The following is a 22,551-nucleotide window of genomic DNA, read 5'->3' as shown; positions in this document are numbered from 1 at the left end:
CGCTCAGTCCTTCATCGAAGGGTCAAGCGCGTCGCGCAGCCCGTCGCCGATGAAATTGAAGGCCAGCACCGTCAGCAGGATCGCCACGCCGGGGGCAATGGCCACGGTGGGGGCCTGGAACATGTATTCCTTACCCTTGGCCACCAGCAGACCCCAGCTTGCCTCCGGTGGCTGCACGCCGACCCCCAGAAAGCTGAGGCTCGATTCCCACATGATCGCCTCGGGGATGGCGAGGGTGAACAGCACGATCAGCGTCGGAATGACGTTCGGAAAGATGTGCCGCAGCATCACGGTAACTCTCGCCGTGCCGTTGGCGCGCGCCGCTTCGATGAATTCCTTCTCGCGCAGCGCCAGCGTCTGCGACCGCACCACCCGCGCGACCGAAGCCCAGCCGACAAGCGCCAGCGCAAGGAAGATGTTCAGCAGGTTCGCACCCAGCGTATACATCACCACCATGGCCAGCAGCAGCGACGGGAAGGCGATCATCATGTCGGCCAGCCGCATGATGACAAAATCGGTACGCCCGCCCAGATATCCGCTGAGAATGCCCATCATCGTGCCGATGCTCAGCGAGATCAGGCTTGGTACGATCCCCACCACCAGCGAGATGCGCGCGCCGTAAAGGATGCGGGTCAGAACGTCCCGGCCGAAATTGTCGGTGCCCAGCCAATAGGTTGTCGAGGCGGGCAGCAACTGTTCGTCCAGCGCCACGCGGTAGGGATCATGCGGGCTGATCCAGGGCGCGAAGATGGCGCCCAGGACAAGCAGCAGCACGAAGCCAAGGCCCAGCATGGCCATGCGGTTCCTGCGGAAGGCCCGGAGGGTATCACGCAGGAAGCTTGCTTCCTCCAGCGCCTCAGGCGCGTCGGTCAGGTCGGAAGAACGTGACATCACACCTCTTTCCTCATCTGCGCCCGGATGCGGGGATCAAGGACGGAATACAGGATGTCGGCCACCAGATTGCCGAAGATCACCAGAACCGTGGCAAACAGCACCGCGCCCTGCAAAAGCGGCATATCGCGCGAGGATATGGCGCTGACCGTGATGCGCCCGACACCGGGGATCGAAAAGATCGCCTCGGTGATGACCGCGCCCGACAGCAGCCCCGCGACCTGAATCGCCATGATCGTGACCACCGGGATCAGCGCATTCTTCAACGCATGCCGGGTGATGACGCCGGTTTCGCGCAGGCCCTTGGCGCGCGCGGTGCGGATGTAATCCAGCCGCATCACCTCCAGCAGGCTCGACCGCATCAGTCGCGCGATCACCCCGGCCGAGGACCAGCCCAGCACCACGGCGGGCAGGATCATGTATTGCCAGCCATAGAAGCCCGACACCGGCAGCAGCTTCAGCTTCATCGCGAAGATATATTGCAGCAGCAGCGCCGACCAGAAGATCGGCATCGACACGCCCAGCAGCGAGAAACCCATGAAGAAGCGGTCAATGAAACTGTCGCGCCGGACCGCCGACAGGATGCCCACCGGAATGCCGATGACCCAGGACACCAGCGCGGCCGAAACCGCCAGCATCAGCGTATTGGGAAAGGCCTTGAGGATCAGGTCAGTGACCGGACGGTTGAGCTTGATCGAATTGCCCAGATCGCCATGCAGCGCATCCCACAGGAACCTGAGATAACGGGTGATCAGCGGGTCATCGAGACGCATCTGCGCCCGCACCCGCTCGATCACATCGGCACTGGCGTGTTCCTTCATCATCAGCGCGATGGGATCGCCGGGCACGACGTTCAGCATGATGAACAGGATCAGCGTAATGCCGATCAGGACCGGAATGGACACAAGGATGCGTCGGAGCGCGAACATCAACATCGGGAAAGGCTCTTTCTGCGGCACCCGCGCAGGGCGGGGGCGAGGCGGAAGGATGAAATGCCTGGGCCGGGGTGCGCGGTTCCGCGCACCCCGTCAAGGTACTCTTACTCGACGTCCACCTTGTAATAGTTCATGTCGCTCCAGCCGTTCCACGGCACGACGAAGTTCTTCACCCGCGGCTGCACCACATAGCTGTGGTCCAGACTGAACAGCGGCACCCAGGCGGCATCGGTATCGACGATGCGGGCCGTCAGTTCCTGATACAGCTTGCAGCGCGCCTCCTGATCGGTCATGCCGCGCGCCTTTTCGATGGCGGCAAAGACCTCGGGGTCATTGTTGTTGTAGCCCCTGACCTTGGTCCCGGATTCCGAGAAGAAGGTGTAGAAGAAATTGTCCGGGTCGTTGAAATCGGCGGACCAGACCTGGGTATAAGCCTCGGCATCGCCCGCCTTGCGCGCGGCGAGGAAGGCGGCCTCGTCGGTGGTGACGATATTGGCCTTGAACCCGGCCTCGGCCACCTGCGCCTGGATGATCTGGTTCATGTCAGACCATTTCGTCGACCAGCTCGACACCTGTTGCAGATTGATCTCCACCCCGTCCGGGTAACCCGCCTCGGCCAGCAGTTCCTTCGCCCTGGCCGGGTTGTATTCGATGGGCGTCGCCGGGGTATAGCAGGCCAGGCCGCGCGGCATCACGCCGTCTTCCAGCTTGCCCTTGCCGTAGAAGTTCTTGTCCAGAATGGTCTGCCGGTCGATCGACATCTGGAACGCCTTGCGCACGCGCGCATCGTCGAACGGCTTTTTCAGCTGGTTGATGTTGTAATAATAGATCCCCACCCGCGGACCGGAACGGACCTGATCCTTCCACTGGTCGCTGCCATAGAAATATGGGGTCTGGGTTGGCGCGTAATCCAGATCGAACACGTCCAGTTCGTCGGATTCGAACAGCATCCGCAACGTTTCGGAATCCGACACCACGCGCACCAGCAGCCGGTCAAGCTTCGGGCGGCCACGCCAGTAATTGTCGTTCGCCTCAAGCATCTGGCTGTCGTTCAGCGTATAGTCGCGCAGAATGAACGGGCCGGTGCCATTCGTGGTTTCCGCCGTCAGACCGAACTGATCGCCCGCAGCTTCGGTAAAGGCGCGGTTGTAGATCGAGGCGCCGGGCGAGGCCAGCAGCGCAAGGAAGGCCGCATAGGGTTTCGACAGGGTGATCTGGACCGTGTGCTCGTCCAGCGCCTTCAGCCCCGACACACTGTCGGCCTTGCCATCCAGCCGGTCCTCGGCCCCGGCAATGAAGGTCAGGATATCGGTGTTCAGCGCCTTGGTTGCCGGGTTCAGCATCCGGTCAAAGGTATAGACCACATCATCGGCGGTCAGCGCCGCACCGTCATGGAAGGTCACGCCCCCACGGAGGTGGAACGTATAGGTCAGGCCGTCCTCCGACACATCCCAGCTTTCGGCCAGCCCCGGCACCAGCGCCGACTGGCCCGGCGCCGTCGTCTCGGATTCCACCAGCCGGTCGAAGATATTCAGCGGAAGTGTATAGGCATCCGTCGTCATCTGCACGTCGGCGGTCTTGGGGTCTTCGGGATAGGACACGCGCAGCATGTTCTCGGCCAGCGCCGGCGACATCAGCACAAGGCTGGTCAGGCCGGTGGCCAGAAGCAGTTTCATCTTCTTGTTCATCTTGTACCTCGCTCTGTCGGTTTGGCCGCTGTTGATCGGGAGCACCCTGCGACCGCTGTTATCGGCGACCCTTGTTTCCGGGCGGGCCTGTCGCACGGCACCCCCCTTTGCTTCCCCCTTTACCCGGCGCGCTGCCACGGTCCGGGCTGTTCCAGTTGCAGCGCCTCGTCGATACCGACCCGGCGACGGATCACACGGAACTGCGCACCATCCACCAGAACCTCGGGAATCAGATCCCGCGAATTATAGGTTGAGGACATGGCCGCGCCGTAGGCTCCCGCGTCGCGGAAGGCCAGAAGGTCCCCGGCCTGAAGCGGGCCAAGTCCCTGATATGTCCCGAAATCGTCCGAGCTTTCACAGATCGGGCCAACAAGCCGGCAAGGGGTCGTGGCCCCCACCTGACGCGGCGGGGCCAGCGGCTCTACCGCATGCCGGGCGTCATACAGCGCCGGGCGCATCAGATCGTTCATCGCCGCGTCGACAATGGCGAAATCCGCGCCGTCACCGGGTTTGGTATAGATCACCCGGGCCACCATGACCCCGGCCCGGGCGCAGAGCCAGCGCCCCGGCTCCACATTCAGCGCCAGCCCCATGCCGCCCACCGTATCCGCGATGATCCGGGCATATTCGGCCAGATCGGGGCCGGAGTGGCCGTCGCCCCCTACCCCGAGCCCGCCACCCAGATCCAGCCGTCCGACCTGCTGCCCCGCCGCCCGCAGATCGCGGACCAGACCGGCCATTGCGGCCCAGGCCCGGCGGAACGGCGCAAGATCAAGGATCTGCGACCCGATATGCACCGCCAGCCCGACCATGTTCAGTTCGGGCCGCATCGCGGCGGCGGCATAAAGCGCGGGGATCTCACCGATGGCGATACCGAATTTGCTGTCCTTGCGCGCGGTGGTGATCTTGGCATGGGTCAGGGCATCGACATCGGGATTGACCCGCAGCGCCACCGGGGCGCTCTGGCCCAGATCGCGCGCGACCGCCGCCACCACCTCCAGCTCCGCCGGGCTTTCGACGTTGATCTGATGCAGGCCCGCCAGCAGCGCCGCCCGGATTTCCGCCTCGGTCTTGCCGACACCGGAAAAGATGATCCGCTCCGCAGGCACCCCGGCGGCCAGCGCGCGCGCCATCTCGCCACCCGATACGATGTCCATACCGCATCCCAGCCGGGCAAATTCCGACAGGACGTGAATGTTGCTGTTGGCCTTCACCGCAAAGCAGACATCCACCCCGTGCGGCGCGACTGCACCCGACAGCGCGGTGTATCCCGCCCGCAGCGCCTGCGCCGAATAGGCGTAGAACGGCGTCCCCACCGCCTCGGCGATGCGGGCCAGCGGCACGCCTTCCATGCGCAGCGCGCCGTCGCGGCGATGCAGCAGATCCGGCGCGGGGTCATCGGCAGGGGCCGGGGCCAGGGCAATGGTCTGGGACATGACGACCCTTTGTCTGTTCTGGGTTTCCGCCACCTTCCCAGATGTTTTCATGCAAATGAAATACTTCATGGGCGTTTCTTATTCATTTCTGATATGCAAAGGGAAAAGGGGATCACCATGAAACTGAACCAGCGCCAGATTGACGTCTTCAACGCGGTCATGGTGAACAAGAGCATTACCGCCGCCGCTGCCAAACTGGGCAGTTCACAGCCCACGCTGAGCCGCGAGATCCGCGAGATCGAAAGCCGTCTTGGCTTTGACCTGTTCCTGCGTTTCGGCAAGCGGCTGACACCCACGCAGCAGGCGATCCTGCTGCATGAGGTGGTGCTGCGCTCTTTTGTCGGGCTGGATGAGATCAGCCGCGCCGCCTCGGCCATCCGCACCCACAATGCCGCAAACTTCCGCATCGCCAGCATTCCGGCCTATGCGGAATCCATCATCCCCCGCGTCATCCAGCGCTTTCTGAAAACCCGCCGCGATGTGCATTTTTCGATCCACTCGCACGAGGAACCCTCGCTGCGGCATGAAATGACAACTCAGGTTTTCGACCTGTGTCTGGCCGAAAACCTGTCAGAGCGGGAAAGTGCGACCGGCGAATCCGTCTTTGTCGGGGATATGGTCTGCGTCCTGCCACAGGGGCATCCGCTGACCGCGCGCAATGTGCTGACCCCAGCCGATTTCGCGAACCAGCCCTTCATCTATTTCAGCCAGAACGACCCCTACCGGCACAAGCTGGATGTGGTGTTTCACGAGGCCGATGTCTCGCGCGACTATGCCGCAGAAACGACCACCGCCGCCAGCGTCTGCGCCATGGTGGCGGCGGGGGTCGGTCTGTCGGTGATCAACCCGCTGACCGCGGCCAGCCATGCGGGCGGGCCGGTCGCGCTGCGGCGGCTGTCGGTTTCGGTGCCGTATCGGGTGGCGCTGTGGCATCCCCCGCGCAGCACCCGGATCGCGCAGGTCCGGCGCTTCATCTCCGTCCTGCACGAGGTGGCCGCAGAAATGGCCGCCGGGCTGGATCAGCACCTTCTCCCGCAGCAAGGGGAGTAAGGTCTGACCCGCCCCGCCTCAGATGGTGCCGCCCAGCGAGCTTTCCAGATCCGCCAGTTCCTGCCCGCCGGCCATCATGTCCTGCAAGCCCGGCGCATCCACCTCGCCGCGCAGGGCTGTCCCCAGCGTCTGCCCCCGGTTCAGCACGGTGAACCGATCCCCGACCGCCATCGCATGCCGCACGTTATGGGTGATGAACACCACACCGATCCCCTGCTTGCGCACCCGGTCAATCGTGCCCAGCACATTCGCCGTCTGCCGCACACCCAGAGCCGAGGTCGGCTCGTCCAGGATCAGCACCTTGGCGCCGAAATAGACGGCACGGGCAATGGCGACGGTCTGCCGTTCTCCCCCCGACAGGGTGCCGACCGCCTGATCGGGGCCACGCAGGTTGATGCCCATTTTCCGCATCTCGCTCATGGTGATGGCGTCGGCCTTTGCCAGATCCAGCGTGCGCAGCGGCCAGATGCCCTTTTCCGGCTCGCGCCCCATCCAGAAATTGCGGCTGACGCTCATCAGCGGGATCATCGCCAGATCCTGATACACAGTGGCAATCCCCGCCGTCATGGCGTCGCGCGGGCTTTCAAAGACAACCGGCCTGCCCTCCACCCGCATCTCACCCGCGCTGGGGCGGAACACGCCCGACATGGTCTTGATGAAAGTCGATTTCCCGGCGCCGTTGTCGCCCAGCAGGCAATGGCATTCCCCGGCGCGCACATCGAAGGACACCCCGTTCAGCGCGATCACATGGCCGAAATGTTTCTTGATGTCGCGCATGTCGACGATGGGCGTGGTCATCAGCGTTCCCCCGTGATGATGCGGCGGATGTAGGTGTTCATGATGACCGCGATCAGCAGAATCATCCCGAGGAACACCCGGAAAAGCGAGCTTTCGGCATTGGCGAAGAACAGACCCTGCTGCACCACGCCAAAGATCACCGCCCCCAGCGCCGCCCCGATGACCGAGCCGTAACCGCCGGTCAGCAGCGCGCCGCCGATCACCACGCAGATGATCGCCTCGAACTCCTTCAGCAGGCCCCGGTCGGCGGCGGCCGAGCCGAATTCCATCACCTGACACATCGAAAAGACGCAGGCACAGAAGGCCGAGAACATGAACATCAGGATCTTCACCCGGTTCACCGGCACACCGACATAGCGCGCCGCCTGCGCATCACCACCGCTGGCGAAGACCCAGTTGCCGAATTTGGTGCGCGTCAGCAGCCAGTGGCCGAAGATCACCAGCGCGAGGGCCCAGACCACCAGCATGGGGATGCCGTCCACCACCGGCTGCCCGGCCCGGTTGCCGCGCGTGAAAGTGGCGATCCAGCCCGCATCGCCCATCCATTGAAACAGGCCCGTCAGGATCTTGCCACCGAAGACCGGCGCCAGCCAGTCGCCCTGCGCCCGGTCGGCCACGCCGCCGATGATGGTCTGCCGGGTGAAATAGACCGATCCCCAGATCGTCAGTCCGCGCAGGATGTAAAGGAAGGCCAGCGTCACGATGAACGAGGGCAGTCCGGTGCGGATCACCAGCCAGCCATTCAGCGCCCCGATGGCGATACAGAAAGCAAAGGTTGCCAGAATGGCCAGCCACAGCGGCCAGCCCATCTGCACCGACAGGATCGCCATCAGCACCCCGGAAAACCCGATCATCGAGCCGGTGGACAGGTCGAACTCGCCCGCGATCATCAGCAGGCAGGCCCCGACCGCGATGACCATGAATTGTGCCGAAACCACCGTCCAGTTCATCACTCCTTCGGCGGCGAACATGCCGCTGTCCCCGGCGATCAGCCCGAACAGGATGAAGACCAGGATGGTGCCGCAGATCCCGCCCAGTTCCGGGCGGATCAGCATACGGCGCAGCGGAGAGACATCTTTTATGCGTTCGTCACCGGCCGGGCCGGAGGTGGTGTCGGTCATTCTTGGCCTCGTTGAGATCAGAGGAAAGGCGTGCGGGTGGGGAGCATTCACCCGCACGCTGGCCCCGTAGGGGCGGGGTCGCTCAGCGGAACTCGCCCGCCAGCGATTCAACCAGTTCGATATTGTCCTTGGTCACGAAGCCCGGGCCGGTGAAGATCGAATTGGCCGGGGCAACGCCGTAGCGCACATAATTGGTCAGCACCTGGATCGGCACCGAACCTTGCAGGAACGGCTGCTGGTCGATGGCAAAGTTGATGGTGCCATCCTTGATTCCGGCCGAGATTTCCGAAGACAGGTCGAAGGTGCCGAAATAAATCTCGCCATCCAGCCCCATATCCTTCACCGCACGGATCGAGGGCTCGGCCGAATTGGGCCCAAGCGTCAGGATCGCGCCGGTATCGGGGTTGGCGGTCAGATAGGCCTTCACCTTGTTCTGCACCTCCGACGGGTCGATGCCGGAATCGATCATCTGGCTGCCCAGATCAACGCCAAGCGCATCGGCAAAGCCGCGGCAGCGCTCAACCGAAGCCGGGTTGGTGATATAGTGGTTCACGCACAGGAACGAGCTGATCCCCGCCTCTTTCGCGCGCTTGCCCGCACCCAGACCCGCCTCGTATTCCGGCTGGCCGACATGCATCAGAGCGCCAAGCTTCTGGCTTTCCTCGACGGTGCCCGAGTTCACGGTGACCACCGGGATGCCCTTGGCGACGGCATCCTTGATCGGGCCTTCCAGCACATTGTAATCGGCGATGGTGACGATGATCCCGTCCACGCCCGCAGCCGAAGCCTGCTGCACGATCCGCGCCATATCGGCCAGATCGCCGGTCGGCGGATTGCGGTATTCGGTTTCCACGCCCATCTGCTCGTTCGTGACCTTGATTGCATTCTTGATCACGTTGAACCAGCTGTCGCTGTCCGGGCCATGGCTGATCCAGACGAATTTCTCGCCCTCCGCATGGGCAGCCCCGGCCAGGGCCGTGGTCGCAAGCAAGGCCGCTGCGGCCACGGTGTGCAGCATTTTCTTCATAGGTTTCTCCTCCCTTTGGTCGTTATCTTGCGGCGCCGGATTCCCCCCGGAACTGTCGCCGCTCAGGCCCGGCGTTTGCGGGCCTGTTCCTCCAGCGCGGTCTCCAGCCGCGCCTGATCCCACCCTTCGGCAACCGCACGGGCCAGCAGATCCTGCTGGCTTTCGGGAGCAAGCCCCCCGATCGGCGGATCGGTGTCCAGATTGGTCGGGAAAGGATAGCCGTCCGCCGTCGCCGCGATGACGGCGCGCCGCCCCTCGGGTGAAAGCGCGGCCAGATGCGGGTAGACCGCGCGCACCATCGCGGTGCGGTCAAGGTTTTCCATATGCCGCGCGAAGGCCGAGGCGGTCTGGATCAGGTTCACCATCCGCACCACATCGGCCGTCCGGTTCTCGCCCGCCGCATGGAACAGCGCCGGGCTGAAGAAGATCGCATCGCCCTTTTCCAGAGGCAACTGGACGTGATGCGCCTCGAAATAATCGCGGAACTCGGGGCGGGTCGCGGCGATATAGCCATGCAGATAGCGCTGCGAATGAGGCAGAAGCTTGGTCGTGCCGCTTTCCACCGGCATGTCGCAATGCGCCACGCCGCCTTGCAGGATCAGCGTCGGCCCCGTGGCATGGATGTGATCGGGGTACTGCGCCATCTGGTCGGGCGACATGAAACCCAGATGATAGTCGCGGTGCGGCGCCTGTGCCTTGCCACCGGGACGCACCTGATTGACCTGGGTCGCCAGCTGATAGCCGGGGCCAAGCCAGGCGCGGCAGGCAATGTCGATCACCGGATTGGCCATATAGCGCGCATAGACCGCCGGATCATGCAGACACAGCTTTTGCAGGCTGTTCCAGATCCGGTCATTCGCACCCGCCTTGGCGAAATGATCCCCCGCTGCAATCCCTTCCGCCCGCTCCTGCGCGATGATGGCGCGGAAGGCGTCGCTGGCGCGGTCGATGGCGCGCAGATCGGCGAAGGCGCGCTTGATGACAAAGACGCCCGGCCCCTGCCCGATGACCCCCGCCCATTCCGGCGCAATCGCCTCGGTTACGCTGGCCCCGTCATAGATCGGGATGTTCTTTTCGATGACCATGGCCGAAGGGCACATTGCCGGCGTCGTCGTGGTTTCGGCTTCAGCGCGAAACGCCTCAAGGCTGATGCCGGATACGAAGTCCTTCATGCTCTCTCCTCCCGGATCGCACAGGCGATCTTGCGACAGGGCAGCCCGCAGCCTCCCCAGCCGCGAACCCCGTGAAGTCAGTTGAAAAATTGCAAATTTATCCGTGTTGCAATGAGTATTGCAGTCTTATTGCAGGAGTCAACAGATATTTCCGTCACGCCCTGCCATGCAGACCATTGCACCGCCCGGAAGCTATACCGCCACCGGCCGCAACCAGGGCTGATCCGCCGCCTCGGCGCTGTCCACCACCGCCTCAACGAAAGCCACGCCCTTCAGCCCGTCCCATGCCGTCGGCAGGTTGCGCCCGATGGCCGTGGGTTTGCGCCTCTCGGCCCGCGCCCGGATCGCCTCGGCAAAGCCCGCGTAAAGATTGGCGAAAGCCTCCAGATACCCTTCGGGATGGCCCGGCGGGGTGCGGGTGCGCGCCTGCGCATCCTCCGACAGATCCGTCGCGCCGCGTTTCACCACCTGCACCCGGCCTTCCAGCGGCGTCAGGATCAGCTCGTTCGGCTGTTCCTGATACCATTGCAGCGAGCCCGTCTCGCCAAAGACCCGCAGCCGCACGCCGTTGGAATGGCCGATGGCGACCTGCGACGACCACAAAAGTCCGCGCGCCCCGCCCTGATAGCGCAGCATGACATGCGCGTTGTCATCCAGCGCCCGGCCACTCACGAAGGTCGCCAGATCGGCGGTCAGGCTGTCCAGCGTCAGCCCGCTGACAAATCCCGCCAGATGATAGGCATGGGTTCCGATATCGCCGATGGACCCGCCGCGCCCATTCTTCACCGGATCGGTGCGCCAGGCCGCCTGCGCATTGCCCTGCTGCTCGATGGCCGTCGCCATCCATTCCAGCGGGTATTCCACCTGCACCGTGCGCACCGCGCCGATTTCACCCGCCGCGACCCGCACGCGCGCCTCGTGCACCATGGGGTAACCCGAATAGGTATAAGTCACCCCGACAAAGCGCCCGCTGTCCCGCGCCAGTTGTTCCAGCGCCACCGCATCCGCCAGCGTGGCGGTCAGCGGCTTTTCGCAGATCACATCGAACCCCGCCTCGATCAGCGCCTTCGCGATCGGGTAATGGGTGAAATTCGGCGTGCAGATCGCCACCGCCTCCACCCGATCGGGCCGCGCGGCCTCTGCCGCGATCATCTCCTGCCATGTCCCGTAGCTGCGCGCGGGGTCAAGCCCCTGCGAAAGCGCGAAGGCGCGGCCGCGCTCCGGGTCTACATCGAAGGCGCCCGCCACAAGCTGCCACTGGCCATCCAGCCGCGCCGCAAGGCGATGGATATTGCCGATATAGGCGCCCTGCCCGCCGCCCACCATGCCAAGCCGCAAGGGTCTCATGCCTCATCCTCCAGACCGAGCATCGCCCGGTTGGCGCGGCGATCCGCGCCGGATTTCACGAAATCATCGAAGGCGCGATCCGACACGCCGATGATGTGATCCGCGATGAACTGCGCACCTTCGCGGGCGCCGTCCTCGGGGTTCTTGACGAAACATTCCCATTCCAGCACCGCCCAGCCGTCATAGCCATGCGTTGTCAGCCTGGTGAAGATCGCGCCGAAATCCACCTGCCCGTCGCCGGGGCTGCGGAAGCGGCCCGCGCGCTTCGCCCAAGGCATATAACCGCCATAGGCGCCGGATTTGCCATCGGGGCGGAACTCGGCATCCTTCACATGGAAGGCGCGGATGCGGTCGTGATAATGGTCGATGAAGGCCAGATAATCCAGCGACTGAAGCACGAAATGGCTGGGATCATACGTCAGATTGGCGCGGGAGTGGCCCTTCACCTTCTCAAGGAAATACTCCCACGAATGGCCGTCGTGCAGATCCTCGCAAGGGTGGATCTCATAGCAGACATCCACGCCATGCACGTCGAAATCGTTCAGGATCGGGGTCCAGCGTTTCGCCAGTTCGTCAAACCCCTCCTCCACCAGCCCCTCGGGCCATTGCGGATAGGGGTAAAGATAGGGCCAGAGCAGCGCGCCCGAAAAGGTCACATGCCGGTCAATGCCCAGCCGGGCCGAGGCACGCGCGGCAAAGCGCAACTGTTCCTCCGCCCAGGCCCGTCGCGCCTTCGGGTTCCCCCGCACCGGCGCGGGCGCGAAACTGTCCATCACCGCATCATGCGCCGGATGCACTGCCACCAGTTGCCCGGTGATATGCGAGGCGAATTCGGTGATCTGCAAACCATGGTCGGCCAGCATCCCGCGCAGCTCATCGCAATAGGCGTCGCTTTCAGCGGCGAGCCGCATGTCGATCAGCCGGGTGTCCCATGTCGGGATCTGCACCCCCTTGAACCCCTTGCCCGCCGCCCATGCGGCCAAACCCGGCAGGCTGTCGTAAGGCGCCTGATCCGCCGCGAACTGAGCCAGAAACACCCCCGGCCCCCTGATGGTGCGCATGTCAGCCCTCCAGCTTTGCCGCTGGCACCGGCGCCTCGTCAAAGCCACCATAGACCGATTGGTCGAAAGGGATGACGGTGCCGGTCATCATGCCGCAGTCATCCGACGCCATCCACAGCACCGCCCGCGCCACCTCGGCCGGGTCGAGGATACGGCCAAAGGGCTTTTCGGCGGCCTTCCGGTCGATGAAGGTCGGATCACCCGTCTCCGACAGCACCAGCTTGCGCTCGTGGTCCGAGTTCATCCAGCCGATGTCGAGCTGATTGACATGGATCCGGTTGCGCATCAGTGCGAAACCCGCGTGCCGGGTCAGCGTGGCCAGCGCCCCTTTCGAGGTCGCATAGGGAGCAAGGAACGGCTGCCCCGCCAGACCGGAAACCGATCCGATATTGACGATGCGCCCCTCGATCCCCTCGCGGATCATCACTTTCGCCGCGTCCTGAATCAGGAAGAAGGGCGCGCGGGTATTGACGGCGATCATGCGGTCAAACAACTCGGGGCTGGTGTTCAGCATATTGCCCCGGTCGGTCAGCCCGGCGGCATTGACCAGAATATCCACCCGGCCAAAGCGGCGGTCGGCGGCGGCGACAATGCCGCGCACATCGTCCATGTTGCCCAGATCGGCGGCCAGCATCTCGACCGGAACGCCGGTCGCGGCGGAGATGTCCTCCGCCACTGCGCGACCCTTCTCGACCCCGCGCCCGACGATCACGATGCCACCCGCCCCGGCCGCCGCAAAGACCCGCGCGATGGCCGCGCCCAGCCCCTGCGTGCCGCCCGTGACAATGGCGATCTTGCCGTCGATGCGGTTCATGGCATGACCTCGTATCCGGCCGCCGCCATGACGCGCAGCAGCTCCGCATACCCTTTCTTCGCCATCTCCAGCGGGGGCGAGACCCTGGGGTCCTGCTCTGCCTCGACGACGAACCAGCCCTCATAGCCTTTCGCCGCCAGCGCCTTCACGATGGCCTCGAAATCCAGACTGCCATCGCCCGGCACGGTAAAGGCACCCTTCACCACCGCATCGAGGAAGCTTTCGCGCGTGCGGTCCAGCGCGTCGATCACCGGGCGACGGATGTCCTTTGTATGAACATGCGTGATGCGGGCATGATGGTTTTCGATCACCCGCATCACATCGCCCCCGGCAAAGGCCATATGTCCCGCATCGAACAACAGCGGCACCGAGGAATGCTGCATCAGCAGATCCAGTTCCGCCTCGGTCTCGATCACCGCCGCCATGTGGTGATGGTAGGAAACCGGCATCCCCTGCCCCGCGCACCAATCCGCAAAATCGCTCATCTTGCGGCCATAGGCGGCAATCTCCGCCTCGGTCAGCTTCGGCTTCGTCGCCAGCGGCGCCGATTTCACGCCCTGAATGCTGCGCGCGGTTTCGCCATAGACGATGCAGGGCGCCCCCGCCGCCTTGAAGAAGGCAAGTTGCTGCGCGATCCGTTCCTTTTCCACCTCGATATCGCCATCCAGCAGCAGGCCGGAGAACCAGCCGCCACAGACCGAAATCCCGTATTTCGCCAGAACCGGCCCCAGCGCGCCCATGTCCATCGGGAAGCGGCGCCCCGTCTCCATCCCGGTATAGCCGGCAACCGAGGCCTGCCGCAGGCATTCCTCAAGGCTCACATCATCGCTCAGCTCGGCCAGATCGTCGTTCCACCACGCAATCGGCGCAATGCCCAGTCTTGCCTTCATTCCCTTACACTCCAACGCGCTGGTTCGCGCGAATTGCATCCTGTGCCGCGCGGGCCGCGCGCACCTTTTCAAAGCTGGAAACCTCGGGCACGCCGACATCCCAGTCGGCATCGCCCGGCACCCAGGCAAAGGCGTCCGACACGATGGAGATGACGGTCGGCCCTTCGTTCTGCAACGCCCATTTCACCGCCTCTTCCAGATCGGCGAGGCTGTCCACCTTGCGCGCCTTTGCACCCATCGCCTCGGCATGTCTGGCGAAATCGACATGCAGCGGCGCATCCCGGTTCTGCACCCGGCAATCCGTCAGCAGGTTGTTGAACCCCGGCACGCCCTTGAACTGTTGCAGGCGGTTGATGACCGCATAGCCGCCATTGTCGCACACCACGACGACCATGCGATGCCCGGTCAGCGCGGCGGAATAGATGTCGGAATTCATCATCATGTAGGTGCCGTCGCCCAGCATCACGATGGGCGTGCCGCCGGTGGCACCGGGGCCTTCCTGCGCCATGGCACAGCCCCAGCCCGCCGCGATTTCATAGCCCATGCAGGAAAAGCCGAATTCGCAATCGAAAGTATTGGGGTTCTTCACCCGCCAGCCCTTCGTCACCTCGCCCGGCGTGCCGCCTGCTGCCGCGATCAGCGTGTCATCCGGGCCGGCCACCCTGTTCAGCACCCCCACCACCTGCGCATAGGACGGCACGGCGGCATTGGTCGGGCGCTGATGATCGTCGACAAGCGCGTTCCATTCGGCAAACAGCCGTTGCGCGCGGGCCATCAGACCGGCCTCCGCCGCCCAATCGCCAAGCGCCGCATCCAGATCGGCCAGCGCCTCCTTCGCATCGCCCACCACCGGCAGAGCCCGGTGCTTCACCGCATCGAACCGCGCCGCATTGACCGAGATGAACTTCGCATCCTGCGCAAAGGCGGTCCACGACCCGGTGGTGAAATCCTGAAGCCGCGTGCCGATGGCAAGGATCACATCGGCCTCTTTCGCCAGCACATTGGCCGAGGTGGACCCCACGATCCCGATGGGCCCGGCATGGACCGGATGGTGATGCGTCAGCGCCCCCTTTCCCGCGATGGTTTCCACCACCGGAATCCCGCGCCGCGCCGCGAAATCGGCCAGTTCTGCCTCGGCCAGCGAATAGCGCACCCCGCCGCCCGAGATGATCAGCGGTTTCTTCGCCCCCTTCAGCAGCGCCGCCGCCTCGGCCACCGCATCCCGGTCAGGCCGCGGACGCGGGATTTTCCAGACCTTCTGCTCAAAGAACACCTCCGGGTAATCGAAGGCCTTTTCCTGCGTGTCCTGTGCCAGCCCGATGAAGGCCGGGCCGCAATCGGCGGGGTCCAGCATGGTGGCAATCGCCTGCGGCAGCGAGGTGATGATCTGTTCGGGCAGCGTGATCCGGTCCCAGTAGCGCACTACCGGCTTGAAGGCATCGTTCACTGTCACCGTCGGGTCGCCGAAATGTTCTACCTGCTGCAACACCGGGTCGGGCAGCCGGTTGGCGAAGGTATCGCCCGCCAACAACAGCACCGGCAGCCGGTTGGTCATCGCCACACCCGCCGCCGTCACCATATTCGCCGCCCCCGGCCCGATCGAGGTCGCCGCCACCATGATCTGCCGCCGCCGCTTGGCCTTGGCGAAGCCGATGGCCGCCAGTGCCATGCTTTGTTCGTTCTGACCGCGCCATGTCGGCAACTGGTCCTGCACCTGCTCCAGCGCTTCGGACAGGCATGTCACATTGCCATGGCCGAAGATGCCGAACACCCCCGCGAAAAGCGGAACGCGGCTGCCGTCGATCTCGGTGAACTGGTTGCACAGATAGCGCACAAGGGCCTGGGACATGGTCAGGCGCACGGTGGTCCGGGTCATCTCGCCTCCTCCTGCGGATGGGTTTGGCGAGAGACTACGGAATGCCCATTGACATTGCAATAGTTCTGCAATGATTATTGCAAATCGCTTTCGGGAGGAGAACGAAATGCTCAGGATCGCCGTCCTTGGCTGTGGTCGCATCGGGCGCATGCATGCCGAAAACATCGCCCGCCATCCGCGCGCGGCGCTTGCCGGGGTCTATGACACCCACGAACCGGCGGCTGTCGAAGTGTCGGAAAAGCTGGACGTGCCGCGTTTCGAATCGGCGGAAGCCGTGCTGGCCTCACAGGCGGTGGATGCCGTACTGATTGCCACCTCCACCGCCACCCATGCCGATTACATCGAACAGGCGGTTGCGGCGGGCAAACCCATCCTGTGCGAAAAACCCATCGACCTGTCGCTGGACCGGGTGAACGCCTGCGCCGCCCGCATCGCGGGAACCGATCTGCCCATCATGCTGGGCTTCGTGCGTCGCTTCGATACCGGCCACGCCGCTGTGCGCCGCGCCATTACCGATGGCACGCTGGGCGAGGTGCACCAGATCGTCATCACCTCGCGCGATCCGGGCATGGCACCCGATGCCTATGTCGAGGTTTCGGGCGGCATCTTCCGCGATATGACAATCCATGATTTCGACATGGCCCGCTTCATGCTGGGCGAGGAAGTGACAGCTGTCACCGCCACCGGCGCCCGCCTCGTCGATCCGGCGCTGATGGAACGCTGCAACGATTACGACACCGTCACCGTCGTGCTGACCACCGCCAGCGGCAAACAGGCCGTCATCGTGAACTCGCGTCGCGCCGTCTATGGCTATGACCAGCGGGTCGAGGCATTCGGCTCGGGCGGCATGGCCATCTCTGAAAACCGCCGCATGAACAACATGCAGCTTTTCGGAGCAGATTTCACGGCACAGGGCGCGGTGCTGCAAAACTTCTTCATCGACCGCTATGCCGAGGCTTTCGCAGCAGAGATCGACGCCTTCGTCGATGCGATAGAATCGGGCACCCCGGTCGCCGTTGGTTTCGAGGATGGCCGCCTGGCGCTGTTGCTGGCCGAGGCCGCGATCCGTTCGGTCGCCGAGGGCCGGACGGTCCGCACCAGCGAACTGGCCTGACCATGTACCAGCCGTTCGGATTGTTCCTTGACGGCGCATGGCACAGGCCCGCCGCGACGGCGCCGGTGATTTCGCCCGTGACCGAAAAGTCGCTGGGCGAGGCCCCCGCCGCCACCCTGACCGAAACGCAGGCTGCGCTGGATGCCGCCGCCCGCGCCCTGCCCGCCCTCCGCGCCATGGGCGGCTTTGCCCGCGCCGAGGCGCTGCACCGTGCCGCCGACGAAATGCTGCGCCGCGCCGAGGAAGGCGCGCGCATGATCACCACCGAAACCGGCAAGCCCCTTGCGCAGGCCGGACGGGAATGGGCGCTCGCCTGTGACCAGTTCCGCTGGTATGCCGAGGAAGCCCGCCGCATCTATGGCCGTATTGTCGAAAGCCGCGTGCCCGGCGGCCGGTTCGAGGTGACACGGGAACCCGTCGGCGTGGTTGGCGCCTTCACCGCCTGGAACTTCCCTGCCGCCCTGCCCGCCCGCAAGCTCGCCCCCGCGCTGGCGGCAGGCTGCCCGGTGGTGCTGCGCCCCTCGTCGCAGACGCCCGGCGTCGCCATGGTCATGGTGGATTGCCTGCGCGCCGCCGGCCTGCCCGATGGCGCCGTGAACCTTGTCATCGGCTCGACCGCCACCACCTATGACCCGATCATGGCCGACACGCGCGTCCGCAAGGTCAGCCTCACCGGATCGACCCGCGTGGGCCAGCAGATGATCCGCGACGCCGCCGCCACAGTCAAGAAAGTGTCCATGGAACTGGGTGGCAACGCCCCCGTCATCATCCAAGACGATGCCGATCTGGACGCCGCGCTGGATCTTTGCGTGCCGACGAAATTCGCCAATTGCGGCCAGGTCTGCGTGACGCCCGACAGGTTCTTCGTGCATGACAGCCTGCATGATGCCTTCGTCGAAGGCTTCGTTGCCCGCGCCGCGAAAATCCGGCTGGGCGACGGGCTGGACCCGGAAACCGGCATGGGCCCGCTTATCAACGCCCGCCGCCTGACCGAAATCGACGCCGTGGTGCAAGAGGCCGTGGCCGCAGGCGCCACGCTGGCGCATGGCGGCAGGCGTGCCCCGGAACACAACAGCGGCTTCTTCTACCAACCGACCGTCCTGACCGGCGTGACCGACGACATGCGGGTCTTTGCCGAGGAAAACTTCGGCCCCGTCGCCGCCATCACCCGTTTCACGACCGAGGACGAGGCGCTGAACCGCGCCAATGCCAGCGACATGGGCCTGTCGGCCTATGCCTTCACCCGCTCGCCCGACCGCGCGCGGCGCATGGTGACGGGGCTGAAAGCCGGGATGGTGGGGATCAACAGCTTTGCCCTCGCCGCTTCCGAGGCCCCCTTCGGCGGCACCAACCATTCCGGCATGGGCCGCGAGGGCGGCAGCGAGGGGATCGGCGATTACCTCGACACCAAGCTGGCGCAGATCGTGTTCTAGGGAGGGAACGATGCAGAACAGGCTGAAACAGATCTGGGCCGCAGGCCGCCCCGCCCTGAACGGCTGGCTGTCCATCGGCAACAGCTTCACCGCCGAGATCATGGCGGCGCAGGGCTATGACAGTCTCACCGTCGATCTTCAGCACGGTGCGCTGGATTACAGCGCGCTGCTGCCGATGCTGCAGGCGATGCACGGTTCGGGTGTGGTGCCGCTGGCGCGGGTGCCATGGCGCGAACCCGGCATCGTGATGAAGGCGCTGGACGCGGGCGCCATGGGCATCATCTGCCCCATGATCAATTCCGGCGCTGAAGCCGCGGAATTTGTCAGCTACCTGCGCTATCCGCCGCTGGGACAGCGCAGCTATGGCCCCACCCGCGCGGCAGTGGCCCATGGCGGCTACGGCCCCACCGTCAATGACCAGATCCTTGCCCTTGCAATGATCGAAACTCAGGCGGGCGTCGACAATCTGGAAGACATCGCCGCGACGCCGGGCCTCGACGGTCTCTATATCGGCCCGGCCGATCTGACACTGGGCACCCAGAATGGCTGCCTGCCCCCCGGCTTTGACCGGGAAGAGCCGGAAATGGTGGCGTTGATCCAGCGCATCCTCGCCGCCTGCAAGGCCAATGGCATCCGCGCCTGCCTCCATTGCGGAACCCCCGCCTATGCCGCGAAAGCCATCGGCTGGGGCTTCGACCTGACCACCGTGTCGGGCGATTCCCGCCTGCTGGCAGGGGCCGCCGCCGCCTCGGTCCGCGACTGGCGGCAACTGACCGGCGCCGCACCGCTGGCCGGGACGGAGCAGAAAGGGGGCTACTGATGCCGCATCTTCTGATCGCCGGAAAGCTGCACCCCTCGGGCGAGGCGATGCTGCACAGGCTTCAGGCGCAGGGTCTGGGGGTGGACTATGTCGAGGAGGTCTCGGAACCTTCCTACGCGCCGCTGATCCACAAGGCCGATGCGCTGGTGATCCGCACCCAGCCGCTGACGGCCGCGACCGTGGCGCAGGCAGAACGGCTGCGCGTGGTGTCACGCCATGGTGTCGGGTATGATTCCGTCGATCTGGCGGCACTGAACGCGCGCGGCATCGCGTTGACCATCGTGGGCGATGTCAATTCCGTTTCGGTGGCCGAACATGCCATGATGCAGCTTCTGGCCGGTGCGAAACGCGCCCTGCGCGCCGACCGCGCCGTGCGCGACCCGGCAGGCTGGGGCTGGCGCAACCGCATGGAAGCACAGGAGATTTCGGGCAAGAACCTCCTGATCCTCGGCTATGGCCGGATCGGGCGGCATCTGGCGCGGATGGCGGCGGGCTTTCACATGCAGGTGCGCGCCCATGACCCCTATCTGGAACAGGCGGGCTGGCCCGACGGTCCGGTGCATCCCGTGCCGCTGGACGAGGGCCTGGCCTGGGCGGACTGCATCTCGGTCCATATCCCGAAAGGCGACAGGCCCATCCTCGGTGCCGCCGAGATTGCCCGCATGAAACATGGCGCGATCCTTGCCAATACCGCCCGTGGCGGCGTGGTGGATGAAACCGAGCTGGCCCGCGCGCTGGCCTCCGGCCAGATTGCCGCCGCCGGGGTGGATGTGTTCGAGACAGAGCCGCCGGCCGCAAGCCCGCTTCTGGCACAGGACAATGCAATCCTGTCCCCGCATATCGCCGGGCTGACCGCCGACTGCGGCGAACGCATGGCCATTGCCGCCATCCAGAATGCTCTGGCCTGTCTGGATGGCTCCATCGACCCCGACCTGATCGTCAACCGGAAGATCCTTCATGTCTGACAAACCGAAACTGCGCATCGGCCTGATCGGCACCGGCTTCATGGGCAAGACCCATGTCTTCGGCTTCGCCACCGCCGCCAAGGTCTTCGACCTGCCCTTCGAGGTGGAACTGCACACCGTCGCCGATGTGACGGAAAGCGCGGCCCGCAAGGCGGCCGAGGCCTGGGGTTTTGCCCATGCCACAACCGACTGGCGGCAGATGGTGGCCGATCCGGCGATTGATCTGGTGGACATCACCGCCCCCAACGCGCTGCACAAGGACATGGCGCTGGCCGCGATCCGGGCGGGCAAGCATGTCTATTGCGAAAAGCCGCTCGCCCCCCTGGCCGCCGATGCGCAGGAAATGGCCCTCGCAGCCGAGGCGGCAGGCGTGCGCACGCAGGTCGGCTTCAACTATCTCTGCAACCCGATGCTCCATCTCGCGCGCGAGATGATCGCGGCGGGGGAGCTGGGCGAGATTCGCGCCTACCGCGGTGTCCATGCCGAGGATTACATGGCGGATGCTTCCGGCCCCTTCACCTTCCGGCACGATCCGGCGGGCGGAGGGGCGCTGGCCGACATCGGCAGCCACGCGCTCGCCACCGCCGAATTCCTGCTGGGTCCGATTACCCGCGTGATGGGCGATTGCGTCACCATGATCGGCAGCCGCCCCGGCAGCGATGGCCAGCCCCGCCCCGTCGAGGTCGATGACATCGGCCGCGCCTTCCTGCGGTTCGCCAATGGCGCCTCGGGCAGTATCGAGGCGAACTGGATCGCCACCGGCCGCAAGATGCAGCATGATTTCGATGTCTATGGCTCGAAAGGCGCGCTGGTGTTCAGCCAGGAACGTTTCAACGAGCTGCATTTCTACTCCACTGCCGATGCGGCAGGGCGGCGCGGCTTCCGCCGGATCGAGGCGGCGCCGGATCACGCGCCCTATGGCGCCTTCTGCGTGGCACCCGGCCATCAGCTTGGCTTCAACGATCTGAAGGCCATCGAGGTGGCGGGCTATCTGGCCGCCATCGCGGGCAGGCAGGCCGAACCGTTCGGGTTCCGCGCGGGCTGGCGCATTCAGACCCTGATCGAGACGATCCAGACCTCGGCCCGCAGCGGCGGCTGGCAGGATGTTCCCTGACCCCCGCCCGTCCCCGGACGCCCGCTGGAATGCGGGCGGACCGATCTGCAATATTCATTGCAGGCCCTGGCACCCCATGCCAGATTGCAACGACATATGTGCGAGGGAGGCCAGCGCATGGCACTGACCGGGGCCGAACCCCCAAAGGACTATGAATCGCTTATCCGGCTGATCCACGAGCGCCACGACAGGATGAGCAAGACCTATCAGCAGATCTCGGTCTATCTGACCCAGAACCCTAATGACGTGGCGGTGCAATCGGTGAATGCCATCGCCGAACGCTGCGGCATCCACGCCTCCAGCTTCGTGCGGTTCGCACAATCCCTCGGCTACAAGGGGTTCAAAGAGCTTCAGCTTCTGTTCCAGAAACGGCTTTCCACCGCCGCGCCGGGGTTCGAGGCGCGGGTGAAGGCCTTGGAAGAGGAGTTGCAGGGCCGCGAGGATGCCTCCGATTACGGCTTCCTGCGCGATCTGGTGGTGCGTGACATCGCCTCGCTTCAAAGCCTGCTGGATGACATCCCGCCCGAAAGCCTCGCCAGTGCCGCAGACCTGCTGCACAAGGCCGAGGTGGTGTATCTGCTGGGCCAGTTGCGCTCCGCCCCGGTGGTGGAATTGCTGCGCTATGTCTTCACCATGCTGGGCAAGCGCTGCGTGCTTCTGGACAGCGGCGGCGGCCTCGCCACCCATATGGCGCGCACCATCACCGAACGGGATCTGCTGCTGGCGGTCTCGTTCCGGTTCTATGCCAATGAGGTGGTGAACATCGTCGAGGAAGCGGGCGCCCGCAAGGTGCCCATCGTCGCAGTGTCGGACAGCACGCTCAGCCCGCTGGCCAAATCGGCACGGGTGCTGTTTGCCGTGCCGGAACATGATTATTCCTTTTCGCGGTCGCTCGCGGCGCCGATGTGTCTGGTCCAGGCCCTGGCGGTGGCGCTGGCCTCCCGCGTGCAGCGCGACGACACCCCCCGTATCCCCACGGTCACCGGCACCTGACGGCGG

General features: G+C 64.8%; 20 protein-coding genes. 7 read left to right on the top strand and 13 right to left on the bottom strand.

Annotation, left to right across the window (positions count from 1 at the left end):
- Positions 1–3: 3 nt before the first annotated feature.
- The 4 genes from AO684_RS19520 to lysA form a co-directional block, all read right to left on the bottom strand.
- Positions 4–891, bottom strand: a complete 888-nt coding sequence (locus AO684_RS19520; RefSeq protein ID WP_054304407.1) for an ABC transporter permease — start codon at positions 889–891, stop codon at positions 4–6.
- Positions 891–1,826, bottom strand: a complete 936-nt coding sequence (locus tag AO684_RS19515; protein WP_054304406.1) for an ABC transporter permease — start codon at positions 1,824–1,826, stop codon at positions 891–893. The genes AO684_RS19520 and AO684_RS19515 overlap by 1 nt, the downstream gene beginning before the upstream one ends.
- A 104-nt stretch (positions 1,827–1,930) precedes the next feature.
- A complete protein-coding gene (locus AO684_RS19510) occupies positions 1,931–3,514 on the bottom strand; it encodes an ABC transporter substrate-binding protein (protein ID WP_054304405.1) in 1,584 nt (527 codons plus the stop codon).
- Positions 3,515–3,633: 119 nt separating this feature from the next.
- Positions 3,634–4,950 carry a diaminopimelate decarboxylase gene (lysA, locus tag AO684_RS19505; RefSeq protein ID WP_082401142.1) on the bottom strand — a complete coding sequence of 439 codons (1,317 nt, stop codon included), beginning with the start codon at positions 4,948–4,950 and terminating at the stop codon, positions 3,634–3,636.
- Positions 4,951–5,067: 117 nt separating this feature from the next.
- On the opposite strand from lysA, the gene AO684_RS19500 reads away from it, so the two are divergent.
- Complete coding sequence (locus tag AO684_RS19500) at positions 5,068–6,000, top strand: LysR family transcriptional regulator (RefSeq protein WP_054304420.1); 933 nt, start codon at positions 5,068–5,070, stop codon at positions 5,998–6,000.
- 18 nt (positions 6,001–6,018) lie between these two features.
- Here AO684_RS19500 and AO684_RS19495 read toward each other — a convergent pair whose 3' ends face one another.
- From AO684_RS19495 to iolD, 9 genes are all read right to left on the bottom strand, one after another.
- Positions 6,019–6,798, bottom strand: coding sequence for an ATP-binding cassette domain-containing protein (locus AO684_RS19495; RefSeq protein WP_054304404.1), 780 nt, complete (start codon positions 6,796–6,798; stop codon positions 6,019–6,021).
- Positions 6,798–7,919, bottom strand: coding sequence for an ABC transporter permease (locus AO684_RS19490; RefSeq protein ID WP_054304403.1), 1,122 nt, complete (start codon positions 7,917–7,919; stop codon positions 6,798–6,800). Before AO684_RS19490 ends, AO684_RS19495 begins: the two co-directional genes overlap by 1 nt.
- Positions 7,920–8,001: 82 nt before the next feature.
- Positions 8,002–8,946, bottom strand: a complete 945-nt coding sequence (locus AO684_RS19485) for a sugar ABC transporter substrate-binding protein (RefSeq protein WP_054304402.1) — start codon at positions 8,944–8,946, stop codon at positions 8,002–8,004.
- A gap of 62 nt (positions 8,947–9,008) precedes the next feature.
- Positions 9,009–10,118: a phytanoyl-CoA dioxygenase family protein gene (locus tag AO684_RS19480; RefSeq protein ID WP_054304401.1), complete on the bottom strand. Its 1,110-nt coding sequence runs from the start codon at positions 10,116–10,118 to the stop codon at positions 9,009–9,011.
- 192 nt (positions 10,119–10,310) lie between these two features.
- Positions 10,311–11,444 (bottom strand): Gfo/Idh/MocA family protein, encoded by a 1,134-nt coding sequence (locus AO684_RS19475; protein WP_054304400.1) that lies wholly within the window; start codon positions 11,442–11,444, stop codon positions 10,311–10,313.
- 17 nt (positions 11,445–11,461) lie between these two features.
- On the bottom strand, positions 11,462–12,526 hold the full coding sequence (locus AO684_RS19470) for a sugar phosphate isomerase/epimerase (RefSeq protein ID WP_054304399.1): 1,065 nt from the start codon (positions 12,524–12,526) through the stop codon (positions 11,462–11,464).
- A 1-nt stretch (position 12,527) separates the two neighbouring features.
- The gene (locus tag AO684_RS19465; protein WP_054304398.1) at positions 12,528–13,340 is read right to left on the bottom strand and encodes an SDR family oxidoreductase; all 813 of its coding nucleotides are present in this window, start codon (positions 13,338–13,340) and stop codon (positions 12,528–12,530) included.
- Positions 13,337–14,230 carry a myo-inosose-2 dehydratase gene (iolE, locus tag AO684_RS19460; RefSeq protein WP_054304397.1) on the bottom strand — a complete coding sequence of 298 codons (894 nt, stop codon included), beginning with the start codon at positions 14,228–14,230 and terminating at the stop codon, positions 13,337–13,339. Before iolE ends, AO684_RS19465 begins: the two co-directional genes overlap by 4 nt.
- A 4-nt stretch (positions 14,231–14,234) precedes the next feature.
- Positions 14,235–16,106, bottom strand: coding sequence for a 3D-(3,5/4)-trihydroxycyclohexane-1,2-dione acylhydrolase (decyclizing) (iolD, locus tag AO684_RS19455; RefSeq protein ID WP_054304396.1), 1,872 nt, complete (start codon positions 16,104–16,106; stop codon positions 14,235–14,237).
- A 106-nt stretch (positions 16,107–16,212) separates the two neighbouring features.
- On the opposite strand from iolD, the gene iolG reads away from it, so the two are divergent.
- The 6 genes from iolG to AO684_RS19425 all read left to right on the top strand — a co-directional run bounded on the left by iolG (position 16,213) and on the right by AO684_RS19425 (position 22,545).
- Positions 16,213–17,220, top strand: a complete 1,008-nt coding sequence (gene iolG, locus AO684_RS19450) for an inositol 2-dehydrogenase (protein ID WP_054304395.1) — start codon at positions 16,213–16,215, stop codon at positions 17,218–17,220.
- Positions 17,221–17,222: 2 nt separating this feature from the next.
- Positions 17,223–18,653, top strand: a complete 1,431-nt coding sequence (locus AO684_RS19445) for an NAD-dependent succinate-semialdehyde dehydrogenase (RefSeq protein ID WP_054304394.1) — start codon at positions 17,223–17,225, stop codon at positions 18,651–18,653.
- Between the two features lie 10 nt (positions 18,654–18,663).
- Positions 18,664–19,473, top strand: coding sequence for an HpcH/HpaI aldolase/citrate lyase family protein (locus AO684_RS19440; protein ID WP_054304393.1), 810 nt, complete (start codon positions 18,664–18,666; stop codon positions 19,471–19,473).
- Positions 19,473–20,438 (top strand): hydroxyacid dehydrogenase, encoded by a 966-nt coding sequence (locus AO684_RS19435; protein WP_054304392.1) that lies wholly within the window; start codon positions 19,473–19,475, stop codon positions 20,436–20,438. Before AO684_RS19440 ends, AO684_RS19435 begins: the two co-directional genes overlap by 1 nt.
- Entirely contained in the window at positions 20,431–21,552 is a 1,122-nt protein-coding gene (locus tag AO684_RS19430; RefSeq protein WP_054304391.1) for a Gfo/Idh/MocA family protein, read from the top strand. The genes AO684_RS19435 and AO684_RS19430 overlap by 8 nt, the downstream gene beginning before the upstream one ends.
- 117 nt (positions 21,553–21,669) lie before the next feature.
- Complete coding sequence (locus tag AO684_RS19425) at positions 21,670–22,545, top strand: MurR/RpiR family transcriptional regulator (RefSeq protein ID WP_054304390.1); 876 nt, start codon at positions 21,670–21,672, stop codon at positions 22,543–22,545.
- Positions 22,546–22,551 lie beyond the last annotated feature (6 nt).

The sequence above is a fragment of the Gemmobacter sp. LW-1 genome (assembly GCF_001303875.1).
GTDB classification, from domain to species: Bacteria; Pseudomonadota; Alphaproteobacteria; order Rhodobacterales; family Rhodobacteraceae; genus Gemmobacter; species Gemmobacter caeni.
The sequence above is the reverse complement of the archived record's forward strand: the minus strand, read 5'-3'. Positions and strand labels throughout refer to the sequence as shown.